This window comes from Nocardioides marmotae (genome assembly GCF_013177455.1).
GTDB lineage: Bacteria > Actinomycetota > Actinomycetes > Propionibacteriales > Nocardioidaceae > Nocardioides > Nocardioides marmotae.
In genome coordinates, this window is the sequence record NZ_CP053660.1 from 593,406 (window position 1) to 611,565 (window position 18,160).

Annotated in this window: 19 protein-coding genes and 1 tRNA gene; 18 read left to right on the plus strand and 2 right to left on the minus strand. The window is 70.2% G+C overall.

Going from position 1 to position 18,160, the window contains the following annotated elements; genetic code table 11:
- Positions 1-6 precede the first annotated feature (6 nt).
- The gene (locus tag HPC71_RS02830) at positions 7-1,059 is read right to left on the minus strand and encodes an adenosine deaminase (protein WP_154613584.1); all 1,053 of its coding nucleotides are present in this window, start codon (positions 1,057-1,059) and stop codon (positions 7-9) included.
- Entirely contained in the window at positions 1,056-2,288 is a 1,233-nt protein-coding gene (locus HPC71_RS02835; protein ID WP_154613585.1) for a pyridoxal phosphate-dependent aminotransferase, read from the minus strand. The genes HPC71_RS02830 and HPC71_RS02835 overlap by 4 nt, the downstream gene beginning before the upstream one ends.
- Before the next feature lie 136 nt (positions 2,289-2,424).
- On the opposite strand from HPC71_RS02835, the gene HPC71_RS02840 reads away from it, so the two are divergent.
- From HPC71_RS02840 to HPC71_RS02925, 18 genes are all read left to right on the plus strand, one after another.
- Positions 2,425-2,497: transfer RNA gene (locus tag HPC71_RS02840), tRNA-Trp, on the plus strand.
- A gap of 42 nt (positions 2,498-2,539) precedes the next feature.
- Positions 2,540-2,791: a preprotein translocase subunit SecE gene (gene secE, locus HPC71_RS02845; protein ID WP_171896061.1), complete on the plus strand. Its 252-nt coding sequence runs from the start codon at positions 2,540-2,542 to the stop codon at positions 2,789-2,791.
- Positions 2,792-2,837: 46 nt separating this feature from the next.
- The gene (nusG, locus tag HPC71_RS02850; RefSeq protein ID WP_154613586.1) at positions 2,838-3,752 is read left to right on the plus strand and encodes a transcription termination/antitermination protein NusG; all 915 of its coding nucleotides are present in this window, start codon (positions 2,838-2,840) and stop codon (positions 3,750-3,752) included.
- A 154-nt stretch (positions 3,753-3,906) separates the two neighbouring features.
- On the plus strand, positions 3,907-4,335 hold the full coding sequence (rplK, locus tag HPC71_RS02855; protein WP_154612964.1) for a 50S ribosomal protein L11: 429 nt from the start codon (positions 3,907-3,909) through the stop codon (positions 4,333-4,335).
- 110 nt (positions 4,336-4,445) lie between these two features.
- Positions 4,446-5,168 (plus strand): 50S ribosomal protein L1, encoded by a 723-nt coding sequence (gene rplA / locus HPC71_RS02860; RefSeq protein WP_154612965.1) that lies wholly within the window; start codon positions 4,446-4,448, stop codon positions 5,166-5,168.
- Between the two features lie 309 nt (positions 5,169-5,477).
- Positions 5,478-6,116 carry a 50S ribosomal protein L10 gene (gene rplJ / locus HPC71_RS02865; RefSeq protein WP_154612966.1) on the plus strand — a complete coding sequence of 213 codons (639 nt, stop codon included), beginning with the start codon at positions 5,478-5,480 and terminating at the stop codon, positions 6,114-6,116.
- An 81-nt stretch (positions 6,117-6,197) separates the two neighbouring features.
- Complete coding sequence (gene rplL, locus HPC71_RS02870) at positions 6,198-6,587, plus strand: 50S ribosomal protein L7/L12 (RefSeq protein WP_154612967.1); 390 nt, start codon at positions 6,198-6,200, stop codon at positions 6,585-6,587.
- Between the two features lie 310 nt (positions 6,588-6,897).
- Complete coding sequence (locus HPC71_RS02875) at positions 6,898-7,851, plus strand: ABC transporter ATP-binding protein (RefSeq protein WP_154612968.1); 954 nt, start codon at positions 6,898-6,900, stop codon at positions 7,849-7,851.
- Between the two features lie 6 nt (positions 7,852-7,857).
- Positions 7,858-8,643, plus strand: a complete 786-nt coding sequence (locus HPC71_RS02880; protein ID WP_154612969.1) for an MlaE family ABC transporter permease — start codon at positions 7,858-7,860, stop codon at positions 8,641-8,643.
- Positions 8,644-8,647: 4 nt separating this feature from the next.
- Positions 8,648-9,475: an MlaE family ABC transporter permease gene (locus HPC71_RS02885; protein ID WP_171896063.1), complete on the plus strand. Its 828-nt coding sequence runs from the start codon at positions 8,648-8,650 to the stop codon at positions 9,473-9,475.
- Positions 9,476-9,479: 4 nt separating this feature from the next.
- A complete protein-coding gene (locus tag HPC71_RS02890) occupies positions 9,480-10,760 on the plus strand; it encodes an MCE family protein (RefSeq protein ID WP_171896064.1) in 1,281 nt (426 codons plus the stop codon).
- Positions 10,757-11,791: an MCE family protein gene (locus HPC71_RS02895; RefSeq protein ID WP_154612970.1), complete on the plus strand. Its 1,035-nt coding sequence runs from the start codon at positions 10,757-10,759 to the stop codon at positions 11,789-11,791. Before HPC71_RS02890 ends, HPC71_RS02895 begins: the two co-directional genes overlap by 4 nt.
- A gap of 73 nt (positions 11,792-11,864) precedes the next feature.
- Complete coding sequence (locus tag HPC71_RS02900; RefSeq protein ID WP_154612971.1) at positions 11,865-12,845, plus strand: MCE family protein; 981 nt, start codon at positions 11,865-11,867, stop codon at positions 12,843-12,845.
- Positions 12,842-13,978, plus strand: coding sequence for an MCE family protein (locus HPC71_RS02905; protein ID WP_154612972.1), 1,137 nt, complete (start codon positions 12,842-12,844; stop codon positions 13,976-13,978). The genes HPC71_RS02900 and HPC71_RS02905 overlap by 4 nt, the downstream gene beginning before the upstream one ends.
- The gene (locus tag HPC71_RS02910; RefSeq protein WP_154613587.1) at positions 13,975-15,462 is read left to right on the plus strand and encodes an MCE family protein; all 1,488 of its coding nucleotides are present in this window, start codon (positions 13,975-13,977) and stop codon (positions 15,460-15,462) included. Before HPC71_RS02905 ends, HPC71_RS02910 begins: the two co-directional genes overlap by 4 nt.
- A complete protein-coding gene (locus HPC71_RS02915; RefSeq protein ID WP_171896066.1) occupies positions 15,459-16,748 on the plus strand; it encodes an MCE family protein in 1,290 nt (429 codons plus the stop codon). The genes HPC71_RS02910 and HPC71_RS02915 overlap by 4 nt, the downstream gene beginning before the upstream one ends.
- A complete protein-coding gene (locus tag HPC71_RS02920) occupies positions 16,745-17,338 on the plus strand; it encodes a hypothetical protein (protein WP_154612974.1) in 594 nt (197 codons plus the stop codon). Before HPC71_RS02915 ends, HPC71_RS02920 begins: the two co-directional genes overlap by 4 nt.
- Positions 17,335-18,141 (plus strand): J domain-containing protein, encoded by an 807-nt coding sequence (locus HPC71_RS02925; protein WP_154613588.1) that lies wholly within the window; start codon positions 17,335-17,337, stop codon positions 18,139-18,141. Before HPC71_RS02920 ends, HPC71_RS02925 begins: the two co-directional genes overlap by 4 nt.
- The last annotated feature ends 19 nt before the right edge of the window (positions 18,142-18,160 follow it).

Here is an 18,160-nt window from a genome sequence, read left to right on the forward strand (position 1 = left end):
CACCACCTAGTCGCGCGGCGGCCCGGCCAGCCAGGCGTCGATGCCGGCCATCCCCGCGGCGACGACGTCGGAGGGGGCGCGGGAGGCGCGGAACGACATCCGCGCGAGCTCGGCCAGCGTGGTGTCGGGCAGGTCGTGGGCGGCGCGCATGGTGGCGTACTGCCCGGCGAGCCGGGAGCCGAACAGCAGCGGGTCGTCGGCGCCGAGGGCGACCGTCGCGCCGGCCTCGAGCAGCGTGGGGAGGGGCACCGAGGTGAGGTCGGAGTAGACCCCGAGGGCGACGTTGGAGACCGGGCAGACCTCGAGGGCGACGCCGGCGGTCACGATCCGCTCCAGCAGCGCCGGGTCCTCCGCGGAGCGCACGCCGTGGCCGAGCCGGTCGGCGTGCAGCGCGTCGAGACACACCCGCACGTGCTCGGGACCGCGCAGCTCCCCGCCGTGGGGGGTGAGCAGCAGGCCGGCGCGCTCGGCGATGGCGAAGGCCCGCTCGAAGTCGGCGGTCGAGCCGCGCCGCTCGTCGTTGGAGAGGCCGAAGCCGACCACGCCGCGGCCGGCGTACTGCGCGGCGAGCCGGGCGAGGGTGCGCGCGTCGAGGGGGTGGCGGGTGCGGTTGGCGGCGACGACCAGCGCGATGCCCAGGCCGGTGCTGCGCTCGGCCTCGGCGACGGCGTCGAGCACCAGGTCGGTGAAGGCCGTGATGCCGCCGAAGCGGGCGGCGTACCCGCTGGGGTCGACCTGGATCTCCAGCCACCGGCCGCCGTCGAGGACGTCGTCCTCGGCGGCCTCGCGCACCAGGCGGCGGACGTCGTCCTCGGTCCGCAGCACCGAGCGGGCCACGTCGTAGAGCCGCTGGAAGCGGAACCAGCCCTTCTCGTCGGCCGCGCTCAGCTGCGGCGGCCAGTCCGCGACGAGCTGGTCGGGCAGGCGGATGCCGTCCCGCTCGGCCAGCTCCAGCAGGGTCGTGTGCCGCATCGACCCGGTGAAGTGCAGGTGCAGGTGCGCCTTCGGCAGCGCCCGCAGGTCACGCGGACCTGCGGGTGCTGCCGGCGGCGGGATCAACCGAAGAGCTTCTGCAGTCGCGAGACGCCCTCGACGAGGTCCTCGTCGCCGAGTGCGTAGGACAGCCGGAGGTAGCCGGGGGAGCCGAACGCCTCACCGGGCACCACGGCGACCTCGGCCTTCTCCAGGATGTACTCCGCGAGGTCGACCGAGGTGTCGATGACCTTCCCGTCGTGCTCCTTGCCGAGCAGGCCCTTGACCGAGGGGTAGGCGTAGAACGCGCCGGTCGGCATCGGGCAGACCACGCCGTCGATCTCGTTGAGCATCGACACGATGGTCCGGCGGCGGCGGTCGAAGGCCTGCTTCATCTCCTCCACGGCCGCCAGGTCGCCCTCGATCGCGGCGAGCGCGGCCCGCTGGGAGACGTTGGCGACGTTGGACGTCGCGTGGGACTGCAGGTTGGCGGCGGCCTTGACCAGGTCCTTCGGGGCGATCATCCAGCCGACCCGCCAGCCGGTCATCGCATAGGTCTTCGCGACGCCGTTGACCACGACGGTCTGGTCGACCAGACCGGGGCACAGCACCGGCAGCGAGCCGGTCTCGACGCCGTCGTACACGAGGTGCTCGTAGATCTCGTCGGTCAGCACCCACAGCCCGTGCTCCTCGGCCCAGGCACCGATCGCGCGGATCTCCTCGGAGGTGTAGACCGCGCCGGTCGGGTTGGAGGGGGAGACGAACAGCAGCACCTTGGTGCGCTCGGTCCGCGCCGCCTCGAGCTGCTCGACGGTGACCTTGTAGTCCTGGGTCTCATCGGCCAGGACCTCGACGGGCACGCCGCCGGCCAGCTGGATCGACTCGGGGTAGGTGGTCCAGTACGGCGCCGGGACGATGACCTCGTCGCCCGGGTCGAGCATCACGGCGAACGCCTCGTAGATCGCCTGCTTGCCGCCGTTGGTGACCAGCACCTGGGCCGGGTCGACCTCGAGGCCGCTGTCGCGGCGGGTCTTCTCCGCGATCGCCTTCTTCAGCTCCGGCAGGCCGCCGGCCGGGGTGTAGCGGTGGTTCCTGGGGTCCCGGCAGGCCTCGACGGCCGCCTCGACGATGTAGTCGGGCGTCGGGAAGTCCGGCTCGCCGGCGCCGAAGCCGATCACCGGACGGCCCTCGGCCTTCAGCGCCTTGGCCTTGGCGTCGACCTTCAGCGTCGCGGACTCGGCGATCGCGCCGATGCGCTGCGAGACGCGCCGCTCGCGGGGGCTGGGGGAGGTGCCGGATGCGGACTGGGAGCTCATGTTCCCCATCGTAGGGGCGGACGGGGCGCCGGCTCGTCCGGGTTTCAGGTGGCGTTTGGACTCCGCCTCGGTGCTGCGCGTAGACTCCCCGACTGGTGGTTTCCCCGGATGCTTCGGCATGCCCGGAGGCCATCGGAGGGCACTAGCTCAACTGGCAGAGCATCGGTCTCCAAAACCGAAGGTTGGGGGTTCAAGTCCCTCGTGCCCTGCAGATCCGCAGCACCACAAGTGATCGGGAAGAGGTGACCGGCGTGTCGGACAGCAATGCGGTCCAGGGGACACGTGACGGCAAGGCGGACAAGCCCCGCACGGGGCCTGCGACGTTCTACCGCCAGGTCGTCGCCGAGCTCCGCAAGGTCGTCTACCCGACCCAGGAGCAGCTGGTCACCTACTTCCTGGTCGTCCTGGTCTTCGTCCTCTTCATGATGGCGATCGTCTCGCTCCTCGACCTCGGCTTCGGCCAGCTGGCGTTCGAGGTCTTCGCGGGCGGCGGCGACCAGTGACCCGCGGCCGGCCCCGCCGGCCGCTGACCCCCTGACGACGAAACTGATGGAGCACCACGTGTCGGAGCAGTACGACGAGACCGAGCCGACCCCGACGGCGGACGAGCCGTCGCTGGAGGACGTCTTCGGCCAGCCCGACGAGGGTGCCGAGGTCGAGCTCGACCCGTCCCTCGACACCGAGGTGACCGACGAGGACACCGACGAGGCCATGGGCCTCGACACCGACCTCCCCACCGCCGAGGACCGCGAGATCGACCGCGCCCTCGAGGGCGAGGACCTCGACGCGGACGGCGAGGAGCCCGCCGAGGCTGCCGAGGAGCCCGCCGAGGACGACCCGCTCGAGGCGTTCCGCCGCGAGCTGTGGGCCAAGCCCGGTGACTGGTTCGTCGTGCACACCTACTCCGGCATGGAGAACCGGGTGAAGTCGAACCTGGAGAACCGCATCATCTCCTTGAACATGGAGGACTACATCCACGAGATCGTGGTCCCCACCGAGGAGGTCGCGGAGATCAAGAACGGCCAGCGCAAGATGGTCAAGCGGACCGTCCTGCCCGGCTACGTCCTCGTCCGCATGGACCTCACCGACGAGTCCTGGGCCGCCGTCCGGCACACCCCGTCGGTGACCGGCTTCGTCGGCCACAGCCACCAGCCCGTGCCGCTGAGCATGAGCGAGGTCGAGAACATGCTGGCCCCGGCCGTCGTCGCCCGCGCCGAGGCCGAGGCGGCCGCCGCCGGCACCGCGGCCCCGGCCTCCGCCGGAGCCACCACCGCGAAGAAGCCGGTCGAGGTCGCGGACTTCGACGTCTCCGACTCGGTCATGGTGGTCGACGGTCCGTTCGCGACGCTGCACGCCACGATCACCGAGATCAACGCCGAGTCCCAGCGCGTCAAGGCGCTCGTGGAGATCTTCGGCCGCGAGACCCCGGTCGAGCTGTCCTTCAGCCAGATCCAGCGCGTCTGAGCCGGACCGGGCTCCGGCCCGGGACCCCCGCAGGACCACGATTTCCACACACCGAGCACGCCGTCGCACAATGGTGCGGTTGCTCGAGCAACGGATAGGTGGCAGAGGGCGACGTACGCCCTCGTCATGACCACGGAAGAGAAAGAGACGAAGCATGCCTCCCAAGAAGAAGATCGCTGCGCTGGTCAAGGTGCAGCTGCAGGCCGGTGCCGCGACGCCGGCCCCGCCGGTCGGTACCGCCCTCGGTCCGCACGGCGTGAACATCATGGAGTTCTGCAAGGCGTACAACGCCCAGACGGAGTCCATGCGCGGCAACGTCGTCCCCGTCGAGATCACCATCTACGAGGACCGGTCCTTCACCTTCGTCACGAAGACCCCGCCGGCCGCCGAGCTGATCAAGAAGGCCGCCGGCCTGCAGAAGGGCTCGGGCGTCCCGCACAAGGAGAAGGTCGGCAAGCTGACCAAGGACCAGGTCCGCGAGATCGCGCAGACCAAGCTGCCCGACCTCAACGCCAACGACATCGACGCGGCCATGAAGATCGTCGAGGGCACCGCCCGCTCCATGGGCGTCACCACCGACTGACCAACCGTCGTCCCGCCGGGCGAGGAAGGTTCTCGTCGGGCACCCCGCACACATCCGTGGCAGGGCCGCGCTGGCCCACCTGACCACACTGGAAGAGAAGAGACCCAGACATGCAGCGCAGCAAGAGCTACCGCGCGGCGGCCGAGACGTTCGACAAGGACGAGCTCCACGCCCCGCTCCAGGCGATCAAGATCGCCAAGTCGACCTCGAAGAAGAAGTTCGACGAGACCGTCGACGTGGTCATGCGCCTCGGCGTCGACCCCCGCAAGGCCGACCAGATGGTCCGCGGCACCGTCAACCTGCCCCACGGCACCGGCAAGACCGCCCGCGTCCTGGTGTTCGCGAACGGTGACAAGGCCGAGGCCGCCCGTGAGGCCGGCGCCGACATCGTCGGTGGCGACGAGCTGATCGAGAAGGTCTCCGGCGGCTGGCTGGACTTCGACGCCGTCGTCGCGACCCCGGACATGATGGGCAAGGTCGGTCGCCTCGGCCGTGTGCTCGGCCCCCGCGGCCTCATGCCGAACCCGAAGACCGGCACCGTGACGCCGGACGTGGCCAAGGCCGTGACCGACATCAAGGGCGGAAAGATCGAGTTCCGCGTCGACCGCCACGCCAACCTGCACTTCATCATCGGCAAGGCGTCCTTCTCCGAGGCCCAGCTCGCGGAGAACTACGCCGCCGCGCTGGAGGAGGTCCTCCGACTGAAGCCGGCCAGCTCCAAGGGTCGCTACGTCAAGAAGGTCACCGTCTCCACGACGATGGGCCCTGGCATCCAGGTGGACCCGAACCGCACCAAGAACGTCGCGGAGGAGGACGAGGGCGCCTCGGCCTGAGCCCCCTCGCACCTTGCACCGCCCCGGTCACCGTCAGGTGACCGGGGCGGTGTGCGTCCCGGGCCTGCCGGGGGGGAGCGTCGATTTGGTGGCGCCCGGCCCGGCGCCGTACAGTTCATCCCTGAAACCAGAGACCGCCGGTTGCCGTGGTGCATCAGCAGCACGACCGAAGGTTCGCGGACGCGAACGGCCAGCGCAGGTGAGCAGAGCGAGATCCTTCCGAGGATCGCACCACGCCCTGAGCGCCCGCGCTCGGGGCGTTCGTCGTTCCGGGGCCGGACGCGGTGGTCGACACCCGGAAGGAGACCCATGGCGCGGGCAGACAAGCAGGCAGCCGTCGCGGAGATCGTTGAGTCCTTCAACGAGTCCGCCGGTGCTGTGCTGACCGAGTACCGCGGTCTCACCGTGAAGCAGCTGCAGGACCTGCGGCGCTCCCTCGGCGAGAACGCCAACTACGCCGTGGTCAAGAACACGCTGGCCAAGATCGCCGCCACCGAGGTGGGCATCGAAGGCTTCGACGACCTGCTGACCGGTCCGACCGCCATCGCCTTCATCAACGGCGACGTGGTCGAGGCGGCCAAGGGTCTGCGTGACTTTGCCAAGGCCAACCCCACCCTGGTCATCAAGGGTGGCGTCCTGGACGGCAAGCCCCTCGACGCCTCGGAGATCGCCAAGCTGGCGGACCTCGAGTCCCGTGAGGTGCTCCTGGGCAAGCTGGCCGGCGCGATGCTCGCGTCGCTCAGCCAGGCCGTCTACCTCCTCAACGCCCCCCTCGCCCAGGCCGCCCGTCTCGCGGGTGCGCTCCAGGCGAAGGCCGAGGAGGACCCCTCGATCCTCGCAGGTGGTGCCGGCGCGCCGGCCGCCGCCGAGGAGGCCCCGGCTGCCGAGGCGGAGGCTCCGGCCGCCGACGAGGCCGCCCCGGCCGACGATGCAGTCACCGAAGCCTGATCCAGGGCTGAGGACCACCACCTGAAACCCGGCCCTGCCGCTCACGACGCGGCGGGCCAACCGATCCGAAAGGTTGCCATCATGGCGAAGCTCACCACCGACGAGCTCCTCGACGCGTTCAAGGAGATGACCCTCATCGAGCTCTCTGAGTTCGTGAAGCAGTTCGAGGACACCTTCGGCGTCACCGCGGCCGCCCCGGTCGCCGTGGCCGCCGCCCCCGCCGCCGGCGGCGCCGCCGGCGCCGAGGAGGCCGCTGCCCAGGACGAGTTCGACGTCGTCCTCGAGGCCGCTGGTGACAAGAAGATCAACGTCATCAAGGAGGTCCGCGCCCTGACCTCGCTCGGCCTGAAGGAGGCCAAGGAGCTCGTCGAGTCGGCTCCCAAGGCCATCCTCGAGAAGGTCGACAAGGCTGCCGCGGAGAAGGCCAAGGAGGCCCTCGAGGGCGCCGGCGCCACCGTCACCCTCAAGTGACCCCCAGGGCGCCCGCCGGTCACCGGCGGGCGCCCGGCACCGAGGCGGTCACCTCCCTTGCGGAGGTGGCCGCCTTTCTGCATCTGCGCAGGTCATCGCGCAGGTCCCGGCCGCGCCGGAACAAGAACGTGTTCAGGACACAGTTGTGTCTCACGAGACGCCCGTCACGTGACGCACGTCGCGTCATCGCGTAACCTCACCGCCGCAACACCGTTGTTACCGACGAGTGGGCTTTGGGGAGCCGTGCCGGTGCGCCCGCACCGACGCCTCGTCCGGTCGACGGACCACTCGGCGCGGGAGAGGGACTGGCATGGGCGTGGAGATCAAGGTCGATGACCTCAGCAAGTCCTTCGGCAAGCAGCTGATCTGGGGCGACGTCACCCTCACCGTCCCGGCGGGCGAGATCTGCGTGATGCTCGGCCCTTCCGGCACCGGCAAGTCGGTCTTCCTCAAGACCCTCATCGGCCTGCTCAAGCCCGACAAGGGCTCGGTCATCATCGAGGGCACCGACATCGCGAGCTGCTCGGAGAAGGAGCTCTACGAGATCCGGAAGCTCTTCGGCGTGCTGTTCCAGGACGGCGCGATGTTCGGCTCGATGAACCTCTACGACAACGTCGCCTTCCCCCTGCGCGAGCACACCAAGAAGTCCGAGTCCGAGGTCCGCTCCATCGTCATGGAGAAGATGGACCTCGTCGGCCTCATCGGCGCCGAGGACAAGCTCCCCGGCGAGATCTCCGGCGGCATGCGCAAGCGCGCCGGCCTGGCCCGCGCGCTGGTGCTCGACCCCGAGATCGTGCTCTTCGACGAGCCGGACTCCGGCCTCGACCCGGTCCGTACCTCGTTCCTCAACCAGCTCATCGTCGACCTCAACGCCCAGATCGACGCGACGTTCCTCATCGTCACCCACGACATCAACACCGCCCGGACCGTGCCGGACAACATCGGCCTGCTCTACCACCGGCACCTGGCGATGTTCGGCCCCCGCGAGATGCTGCTCAGCTCCGAGGAGCCGGTGGTCCGCCAGTTCCTCAACGCCCAGCGCGTCGGCCCGATCGGCATGTCGGAGGAGAAGGACGCCGACGAGCTCGCCGCCGAGGCCGACCAGGAGCTGCCCCCGCTGCCGCCCATCCCGATGCAGCTCGAGCCCTCCAACGGCATCCCGCGGCGCAGCCAGCGCGAGCCGGGCGCCTGGTGCCGCGAGAACGGCATCACCCCGCCGCCGGGGTCGTTCGAGGAGAACATGACCATGACGACGGGGGCCTGAGGCGCCTTGGCCCAGCTCACCGCCACCCGCGTCCTCCGGCCCGTCGGCACCGCAGGCAAGCTCTTCGCCTTCGGCCTCGACGTCGGCCGCGGACTGTTCCGCAGACCCTTCCAGCTGCGTGAGTTCCTCCAGCAGGCATGGTTCATCGCCTCGGTCACGATCATCCCGACCGCGTTGGTCGCCATCCCCTTCGGCGCGGTCATCGCGCTCCAGGTCGGCGGCCTGATCAAGCAGTTCGGTGCGCAGTCGTTCACCGGCTCCGCCTCCGTGCTCGCGGTCATCCAGCAGGCCGGCCCGATCGCGACCGCCCTGCTCATCGCCGGCGCCGGCGGCTCGGCGATCGCGGCCGACCTCGGCGCGCGTCGGATCCGCGAGGAGCTCGACGCGATGATGGTGCTGGGCATCGACCCGATCCAGCGACTGGTCGTGCCCCGCGTGCTGGCCTGCATGCTCGTGGCGGTCTTCCTCAACGGCATGGTCAGCGTCGTCGGCGTCGCCGGCGGCTATGTCTTCAACGTCGTCCTCCAGGACGGCACCCCCGGCGCCTACCTGGCCAGCTTCACCGCGCTCGCGCAGCTGCCCGACCTGTGGGTCGGCATGCTCAAGGCGCTGGTGTTCGGCTTCATCGCCGCCATCGTGGCGTCGTACAAGGGCATGAACGCCGGCGGCGGGCCCAAGGGGGTGGGCGACGCGGTCAACGAGTCGGTCGTCATCACCTTCCTGCTGCTCTTCATCGTCAACTTCGTCCTCAGCACGATCTACCTCCAGCTCGTGCCCCCGAAGACAGGCTGAGGCCGTGGCCAGCATCAAGTCCGTGGTCCAGCGCCCGCTGGGCCAGCTCGACACCCTCGGCGGGCAGCTCGCGTTCTACGTGCGCGTGCTCCAGGCGACGCCGCGCTCGATCGCGCGCTACCCCCGCGAGATCATGCGGATCCTGGCCGAGGTCACCCTCGGATCGGGGGCGCTCGCGGTCATCGGCGGCACCGTCGGCGTGATCATCGGGATGACGTTCTTCACCGGCGCGCAGGTCGGGCTGTCCGGTTACGCCGCGCTCAACCAGCTCGGCACCGCGGCCTTCTCCGGCTTCGTCTCGGCCTACTTCAACACCCGCGAGATCGCCCCGCTGGTCGCGGGCATCGCGCTCGCGGCCACGGTCGGCTGCGGCTTCACCGCCCAGCTCGGCGCGATGCGCATCTCCGAGGAGGTCGACGCCCTCGAGGTGATGGCGATCCCCTCGATGCCGTTCCTCGTGGCCACGCGCGTCATCGGCGGGCTGATCGCGATCGTCCCGCTGTACGTCGTCGGGCTGCTGTCGTCGTACTTCGCCAGCCGGCTGGTGGTCACCCAGTTCTACGGGCAGTCGACCGGCACCTACGACCACTACTTCAACCAGTTCCTGCCACCCGGGGACGTGTTGTGGTCCTTCGGCAAGGTCCTGGTCTTCGCGGTGGTCGTGATCCTCATCCACTGCTACCACGGCTACAACGCCTCCGGCGGTCCCGCCGGGGTGGGCGTGGCCGTGGGCCGCGCCGTCCGCACCAGCATCGTGGCCATCAACGTCATCGACCTGTTCCTGTCGATGGCGATCTGGGGCACCACCACGACCGTGAGACTGGCGGGGTGAGGTCGTGATCCTTCGTCGCACCAAGCTGCTCGGCGTCATCTTCCTGGCGCTGATCGTGCTGTCGGTCTGGCTCGTCTACGGCGTCTTCACCAAGAAGTTCTCCACCTACGACGAGGTGACCCTGCAGACCTCCAACATCGGCCTGCAGCTGCCGCAGCGCGCGGACGTCAAGATCCGCGGCGTCATCGTCGGGGAGGTCCTCGACCTCGAGGTCGACGCCGAGGGCGCCGAGGTCACGCTGGGTCTCTACCCCGAGAAGCGGGACACGATCCCGGCGAACGTGACCGGATCGATCGTCCCCAAGACGCTCTTCGGCGAGAAGTACGTCTCCCTCGTCGTGCCCGAGGACGCCCAGGACCGGCCGATCGAGCCGGGCGCGACCATCGAGCGCACCCAGGTCTCGACCGAGGTCGAGGAGGTCCTCGAGGACCTCTACCCGCTGCTGCGGACCGTCCAGCCCGCCCAGCTCAACCGCACCCTGACCGCGATCGCGACCGCGCTCGAGGGCCGGGGCGACGCGCTGGGGGACAACCTGGAGACCCTGGACAGCTACCTCAAGCGGATCAACCCCGAGATCCCGCGGCTGGTCGAGGACCTGCGGCTGACCGCCGAGGTCTCCGGTGTCTACTCCGACGTGCTGCCCGAGGTGGGCTCGATCCTCGAGGACACCGTCCTGACCACCGGCACGCTCGAGGACCGCGAGGACAAGCTGAACGCCCTCTTCGACGATGTCGCGTCCTTCTCCGGCGTCGCGGAGACCTTCCTCGAGGACAACGAGGACAACCTGATCACCCTCGGCGAGGTCAGCGAGCCCTTCCTGCGGACGCTGTCGAAGTACTCCACCGAGTTCCCGTGCCTGCTGCGCGGCCTGGTCAACGCCGGCAAGCGCCAGGCCGAGGCGTTCCGCGGCTTCGAGCTGCACATCGTCCTCGAGCTGCTGCCCAACCAGCCGCGGCCCTACGACAGCGCCGACCGCCCGGTCTTCGCCGACGACCGCGGCCCCAGCTGCCTGCACCTGCCCAACCCGCCCTGGAGCCAGGACAACCCCGTGCGCCACCAGCCCGACTTCCGCGACGGCATCAACCGGCCCACCGGCAAGGGCACCTCCCGCGTCGCGCCGGGCTCCTTCCTCGGCGGCCAGGGGTACGCCGGCACCGAGGCCGAGGCCGCGGTGCTCAAGAGCCTGCTGGCGCCGGGCCTCGGCACGACCGCCGACGCCGTCGACGACCTCGGCCCGCTGCTGGTGGCGCCGATGGCCCGCGGGGCGGAGGTGTCGGTGCGATGAGCCTGCTCGACAAGCGCACCACCATCGACCTCACCAAGCTGCTGGTCTTCATGGTGACGACCGCGCTGGCCACCGGCCTGCTGATCGTCGTCATCGGCAACCTCTCCTTCGGGGCGACCCGGGAGTACAAGGCGGTCTTCGTCGACGCCACCGGCGTGGTCAAGGGCGACGACGTCCGCGTCGCCGGGGTCAAGGTCGGCACCGTCCGCGAGGTCGACATCGTCGACCGCACCCGGGCCCAGGTGACCTTCAGCGTGGACGAGGACACCTCGCTCAGCGGAGCCACCAACGCCTCGATCCGCTACCGCAACCTCGTCGGCCAGCGCTACATCTCCTTGACCCAGGGCATCGGCGAGACCGACGAGCTGGAGGAGGGCTCGACGATCCCGGTCGACCGCACCTCCCCGGCGCTGGACCTCACCGTGCTGTTCAACGGCTTCAAGCCGCTGTTCCAGGCGCTCTCGCCCGACGACATCAACAAGCTCTCCTACGAGATCGTCCAGGTCTTCCAGGGCGAGGGCGGCACGCTCGAGGGCCTGCTCGCGAGCACCGCCTCGGTGACCCAGACCCTGGCCGACCGCGACCAGGTGATCGGCGACCTGATCACCAACCTCGACCGGGTGCTCGAGCGGCTCGGCGACCGCGACGACCAGCTCTCGGAGCTGATCGTGAACTTCCGCCAGTTCGTCGGCGGCCTCAAGACCGACCGGCAGGCGATCCTGTCCTCCCTCGACCAGATCTCCGCGCTCTCCGACGAGACGGCCGACCTGGTCAAGGGCGTCCGGACGCCGTTCATCGAGGACATCAAGCAGCTGCGCCGGGTGACCGAGAACATCGACCGCAACAAGGCCGAGCTCGACCGGGCCCTGCAGGTGCTGCCGATCAAGCTCAACAAGGTCGGCCGGACCGCGATCTACGGGTCGTTCTTCAACTTCTACCTCTGCCACTTCAAGGGGAACGTGCGCCTGCCCGCGAACATCTCGGTCCCGGTCACCTACTCGGTCGGCTCGGAGAGGTGTGATCTGGGATGAAGCCACCACACCCCACGAAACCGCTCCTTCCGCTCGCTGCGCTCGCTGCAGTCACGCTTTCGAGGGGACCCCGATGAAGCCCTTCCGCGAGCGCAACCCGGTGATCATCGGGGCGATCAGCATCCTCGTGCTGGTGGCCCTGCTGATGGCCGCCTTCCGCGCCCAGGACCTCCCGATCATCGGCGGCGGCGAGACCTACCACGCCCGCTTCGCCGAGGCCGGCGGGCTCAAGCCCGACGACGAGGTCCGCATCGCGGGCGTCCGCGTCGGCAAGGTCGAGAGCGTCACGCTGAAGGACGGCGAGGTCGACGTCGCCTTCAAGATCAAGACCGACTCCGACTTCGGCGACCTGACCCGGGCCTCGATCCGGGTCAAGACGCTGCTCGGCGCGATGTTCCTCGCCCTCGAGCCGGCCGGGAAGGGCCAGCTGGAGGCCGGGAGCACCATCCCGGAGGAGCGCACGACCTCGCCGTACGACGTCGTCGAGGCGTTCGAGGGCCTGGCCGAGACCTCCGCCGACATCGACACCGACCAGCTGGCCGCGTCGCTGACCACGCTGGCCGACCTGACCCGCAACACCCCCGAGGAGTTCCGTGCGGCGCTCGACGGCGTCTCGGCGCTCTCCGAGACCATCGCCTCGCGCGACACCGAGCTGAACTCGCTGCTCAAGAACCTGCGCCGGGTCTCCTCGGTGCTCGACGAGCGCGACGGCGACCTCGTCGCCTTGATGAAGGACGCCGACGTGCTCTTCCGCGCGCTGCTGAAGCGGCGCGACTCCGTCCACCGGCTGCTCGTCGCGACCTCGACGCTGTCCAAGGAGCTCACCGCGCTCGTCGAGGGCACGCGTGAGGACCTCGCCCCGGCCCTGGCCAACCTGGAGAGCGTCGTCGGCGTGCTGACCAAGAACGAGGACAACATCGACAACAGCCTGCGGCTGATGGCGCCCTTCTACCGCGTCTTCGCCAACACCCTCGGCAACGGTCCCTGGTTCGACACCTACATCCAGAACCTGCCGCCGGTGCCGGACCTGGCCAACGGAGGTGGGATCGGATGACGCTCCTGAAGCGGGCCGTGGTGCCCGTGCTGCTGGTGGTCCTGGTGGTCGTCTTCGCCCTGACCGTCTTCGGCGGGTCGGGGACCAAGACCCTGGTCGCGCACTTCCCGCGCACCGTCTCCCTCTACGAGGGCAGCGACGTGCGCGTGCTCGGCGTCCCGGTCGGCACGGTCGAGACCGTCGAGCCGTCGGGCACCAAGGTGGTGGTCACCATGCGCTACGACGAGGAGATCAAGCTCCCCACCGACGCCCAGGCCGTCATCGTCGCGCCGTCGATCGTCGGCGACCGCTACGTCCAGCTCACCCCGGCCTACGAGGGCGGTGACGTCCTCGCCGACGGCACCGTCATCGACGAGGGCCGCACCGAGGTGCCGATCGAGCTCGACGACATCTACTCCAGCCTCGACGACCTCACCGTCGCCCTCGGACCCAACGGGGCCAACAAGGACGGCGCGCTGACCGACCTGCTCGAGGTCACGGCCGAGAACTTCGCCGGCGAGGGCGCGAAGCTCAACCAGACGATCAAGGACTTCGGCCGGTTCTCGGCCACCCTCGACAACAACAAGGAGGAGCTGTTCGGCTCGCTCGCCGAGCTGCAGGGCTTCATCGGCACGCTGGCGCGCAACGACCGGACGGTGCGCGACTTCAACGGCTCGCTGGGCTCGGTCTCCTCGCTGCTGGCCGACGAGCGCCAGGAGCTCTCCGCAGCGCTGCGCAACCTCTCGGTCGCCCTCGGCCAGGTCGGCGACTTCGTCAAGACCAACCGCGCCTCCCTGGGCCGCAACATCAAGGGCCTCAACCGGGTCGCGAAGGTGCTGGTCAAGCAGCGGGCGGCCCTCGACGAGACGCTCGGGACCGCGCCGCTCGCGCTCAACAACCTCGCCATGACCTACAACCCGCAGGCCGGCACGCTCGACGTGAACGCCAACATCGGCAACCTCGCCAACGAGCTGATCAGCGACCCCTCGATCGTGCTGTGCAGCATCCTCAACCAGGTCGACGACAGCGAGTCGCTGTGCGACCTGATCGACTCGATCCTGCCGCGCTCGGTCCCGTTCGGCGCCGGCTCGGGCTCGTCCTCGGGCAAGCGCTTCGACCTGAGCCTCGGTGGGCTCGTGGAGGTGGACCGATGAGGCTCGCCCGGATCACGCGCGCGGTGGCCGCGGTCGCCGTCGGCTCGGTGCTGCTGACCGGCTGCGACTTCGACGTCTACCAGCTGCCGCTGCCCGGCGGCACCAGCACCGGGGACGACCCGATGACGATCACGGTGGAGTTCACCGACGTCCTCGACCTCGTCCCGCAGTCCACGGTCAAGGTCAACGACGTCAGCGTCGGCAAGGTGACCGCCGTCGACCTCGAGGGGGAGACCGCCGTGGTCACCCTCGAGGTCCGCAACGACACCGAGCTCCCGGCCGACGCGGTCGCCGAGATCCGCCAGACCAGCCTGCTCGGCGAGAAGTTCGTCTCCCTCGAGACCCCCGAGGACGGCGGCGCCACCGAGGTCCTCGCCGACGGCGACGAGATCCCGCTGGAGCGCACCGGCCGCAACCCCGAGGTCGAGGAGGTCCTCGGTGCGCTGAGCCTGGTCCTCAACGGCGGCGGCATCGCCCAGCTCAAGACCATCGCCGGCGAGCTCAACCTGGCCCTCGAGGGCCGCGAGGACTCCGCCCGCTCGGTGCTCACCCAGGCCCGCCGGCTCGTCGGCACCCTCGATGAGAACCGCGCCGACATCGTCGCGGCCATCGAGTCGGTCAACCAGCTGGCCATCGACGTCGACGAGCAGCAGGACAGCATCGACCTGGCCCTCGACGAGCTGCCGAGCGCGCTCGTCTCCCTCGACCAGCAGCGCGGCGACCTGGTCAAGATGCTGCGCGCGCTCGACGACCTCGGCGACGTCGGCGTCCGGGTCATCGAGGCCTCCAAGGACGCCACCATCGAGTCGGTGCGCCAGCTCCAGCCGGTGCTCACCCAGCTCGCGGAGTCCGGGGACGCCCTGGTCAACGCCTTCAACGTCGCCCTGACCTACCCCTTCGTCGACGAGGTGGTCGGCCGCGACCCGCAGGTCGCCCGCAACATGCACATGGGTGACTACACCAACCTCTCGGTCCAGCTCGACATCGACGCCCGGGGCGGCACCACCGGCATCCCGACCGCGTTGCCGACGCTGCTGCCGACCGAGCTCGACCCCACCGCGGTGGTCGACAACGTCCTCAAGTGCATCCAGAGCCTGAGCATCACCAGCAAGGCCTGCCAGAAGGTCCTCGGCAACGTGCAGCTGCTGCTGGAGCTGCGCGAGGAGTGCCAGAAGCCGAAGAACAAGAACACCGTGGTCTGCTCGATCCTCAACCAGGTCCCGGGGCTCCCGCTCCCGCTCGGCGGCGACACCGACGGCAACGGCGCCGGTGGCGGCCTCGGTGCGCTCGGCGACCTGCTCGGTCTGCCGCGGGCCCCGTTCGGCGCGACCACGCCGCCGCAGGCCGAGGCCGGCGTGCAGGCCGGCTCGCAGGCCGACCGCGCGGGGCGCGGTCCGACGATGGGTGAGCTGATGGCGGTCTACGACCCGGCGCTGGTCACGTTGCTCGTGCCCTCGCTCGTCCCGAGGGAGGCGGCGCGGTGATCACGCGACGTACCAAGATCCAGCTGCTGGCCTTCGTCATCATCACGCTGGTCGGCGTGAGCTTCGTCGGCGCGCGCTACGCCCGGCTCGACCGGCTCGTGATGGACGACGCCTACACCGTCGTGGCCCACTTCGAGAAGGCCGGCGGCATCTTCGCCGGCGGCGAGGTGACCTACCGCGGCGTCGGCATCGGGCGCGTGGACAAGCTGGTGCTGACCGGCTCCGGCGTCGACGTGCACCTGGAGATCGACAACGAGCACGACGCCATCCCCGCCGAGACCCTGGCGCTGGTCGGCAACCGCTCCGCGGTCGGCGAGCAGTACGTCGAGCTGCAGCCCAAGGTCGACGAGGGCCCCGTCCTCGAGGACGGCTCGGAGATCGACGTCGAGGACACCCGCACCCCGATCGAGACCGAGAAGCTGCTCACCGACATCTCCGACACCGCCTCCTCGGTCGACCAGGAGGCGCTGCGCACGACGATCAACGAGCTCGGCACGGCCTTCGACGGCACCGGCGAGGACCTCCAGAAGATCATCGACACCGGCAACTCCTTCATCGCCGAGGCCGACGCCAACTTCGACCTCACCACCGCGCTGATCCGCGACAGCAACACGGTGCTCAACACCCAGCTGGACACCCAGAGCGCGCTGCGGACCTTCGCCTCCCAGCTCTCGCTGTTCAGCGGCACGCTGGCCGGGTCCGACGGCGACCTGCGTCGCCTCATCGACACCGGCTCGGCCACCGCCACCCAGCTGCGGACCTTCCTGGAGCAGAACCAGGTCGAGCTGGGCGACCTGCTGAACAACCTGGTCACCACCGGCGAGATCGTCGTGCGCCACCTCGACGGGATCAAGCAGCTGCTGGTCGTCTACCCCTACGCGGTCGAGGGTGGCTTCACGGTGGTCTCCAAGACCCCCGAGACCGGCCTGTACGACGCACACTTCGGCCTGGTCCTCACCACCGAGCCGGTCTGCCGCGCCGGCTACGAGGGCAGCGAGAAGCGCACCCCGCAGGACCGCGAGGACATCGCGATGAACGAGGACGCCCGCTGCACCGAGCCGGCCACCCTCTCCAACGCCCGCGGCGCGCAGAACCTGGACAAGCCGGCCGGCGCCGCCTACCGCGCTCCGGTCATCGCGTCCTACGACGAGGAGACCGGGAAGGTGACCTGGGGTGACCGGGCGGCCTCCGCCCCGCGGACGGCCAGTACGGTGGCGCCGTCGACGCTGGGGAAGGATTCGTGGAAGTGGCTGTACCTCGCACCGCTGATGGCGCCAGGGGAGTGACGGGCGACCCCACGCCCGCCGGGGGTGGCCGGTTCCGGGTGGTCCTGCTCGCGGTCCTCGCGGCCGTGCTGGTGGTCGCCCTGGTGGCCTCCGCCGTCATGGGCGTGCTCAAGGCCTCCGGCGCCGTCGGGGACGCGGGTGAGGTGCAGAAGGACCGCGAGGCCGTGATGGCCCAGGCCCGGCAGTTCATGCTGCGGCTCAACACCTATGGTCCCGACCTGCTCGAGGGCGAGCAGATGCCGGAGTACCGCGAGACGGTCGGCGAGGTGATGACCCCGAAGTTCCGGACCTCCTTCGAGCAGGGCGTCGTCGCGGCCGAGCAGACCGTGGTCCAGGGGCGCGTCGGGCGGGTCGCCGAGGTGTTCTCCGCGGGCGTCTCCGACCTCGACGGCGACAAGGCGACCGCGCTCGTCGCGGGCTCGTTCACCTCCAGCTACCCGCGCAACGCCAAGCAGCCCGACGGTCCCCGGGTGGACGTCGAGCCGGTGACCTTCCGGGTCCGGGTGGAGCTGGTGCGCACCGACGGCACGTGGCTCGTCGACGACTTCGACCCGGTGCTCGCCGAGGGCGAGGAGGGGAGCGCACCGTGACCCCCAGCTGGTACGACGTGCTCGGTGTCGAGCCGACCGCCTCGGACGAGGGAATCCGCGCCGCGTGGAAGGCCGCGATCGCCGACCTCGACCCCACCGACCGACGCTTCCGCGCCGCCAACCAGGCCGCGGAGGTGCTCCTGGACCCCGACCGGCGCGCCGCCCACGACGCCCAGCTCGCTGCCGAGGAGGCCGCCGAGGAGGCCGTCGCCGAGGACGCGGCCGGGGAGGCCGAGGCCCAGCCGGAGCCGGGCCTGGAGCCGGCGCCGGCCGTGGGGGTGGAGCCGGCCGCCGCGCCCCGCTCGCGCCACGTGCCGTCCTGGCTGCTCGCGGTGGTCGCCGTGCTGGCCGCCGGCGCTGTGGCGCTCGCGGTGGTGCTCGCCCAGGACCTCGGCACCAACGCGGACGTCGTCGAGGACGCCGCCCGCGAGGCGCAGGCCACGGCCGAGCGCGCGATCGTGCCGGTGCTCTCCTTCGACCACCGCAGGCTCGAGGAGGACCGGGCCGCCGCGCGGTCCTACCTGACCCCGGCCTACCGCGAGGAGTACGACAAGCTCTTCGACGTCATCAGCCAGAACGCCCCGAGCACCGAGACCGTCGTGACCGGGCAGGTGCTCGCCTCGGGCCTGGCCCGCACCGACGACGACGGCACCCGGGTCGAGGTCGTCCTCTTCCTCGACCGGGTCACCGAGCGCAAGGACTACGACCAGCCGCGGACCAGCTACGACCAGGTCGCGGTGACCATGGTCGAGCGCGACGGCGACTGGCTGGTCGACGGGCTCGACACCACCCCGCTGGACTGACGCCCCGCCGGCCGGTCCG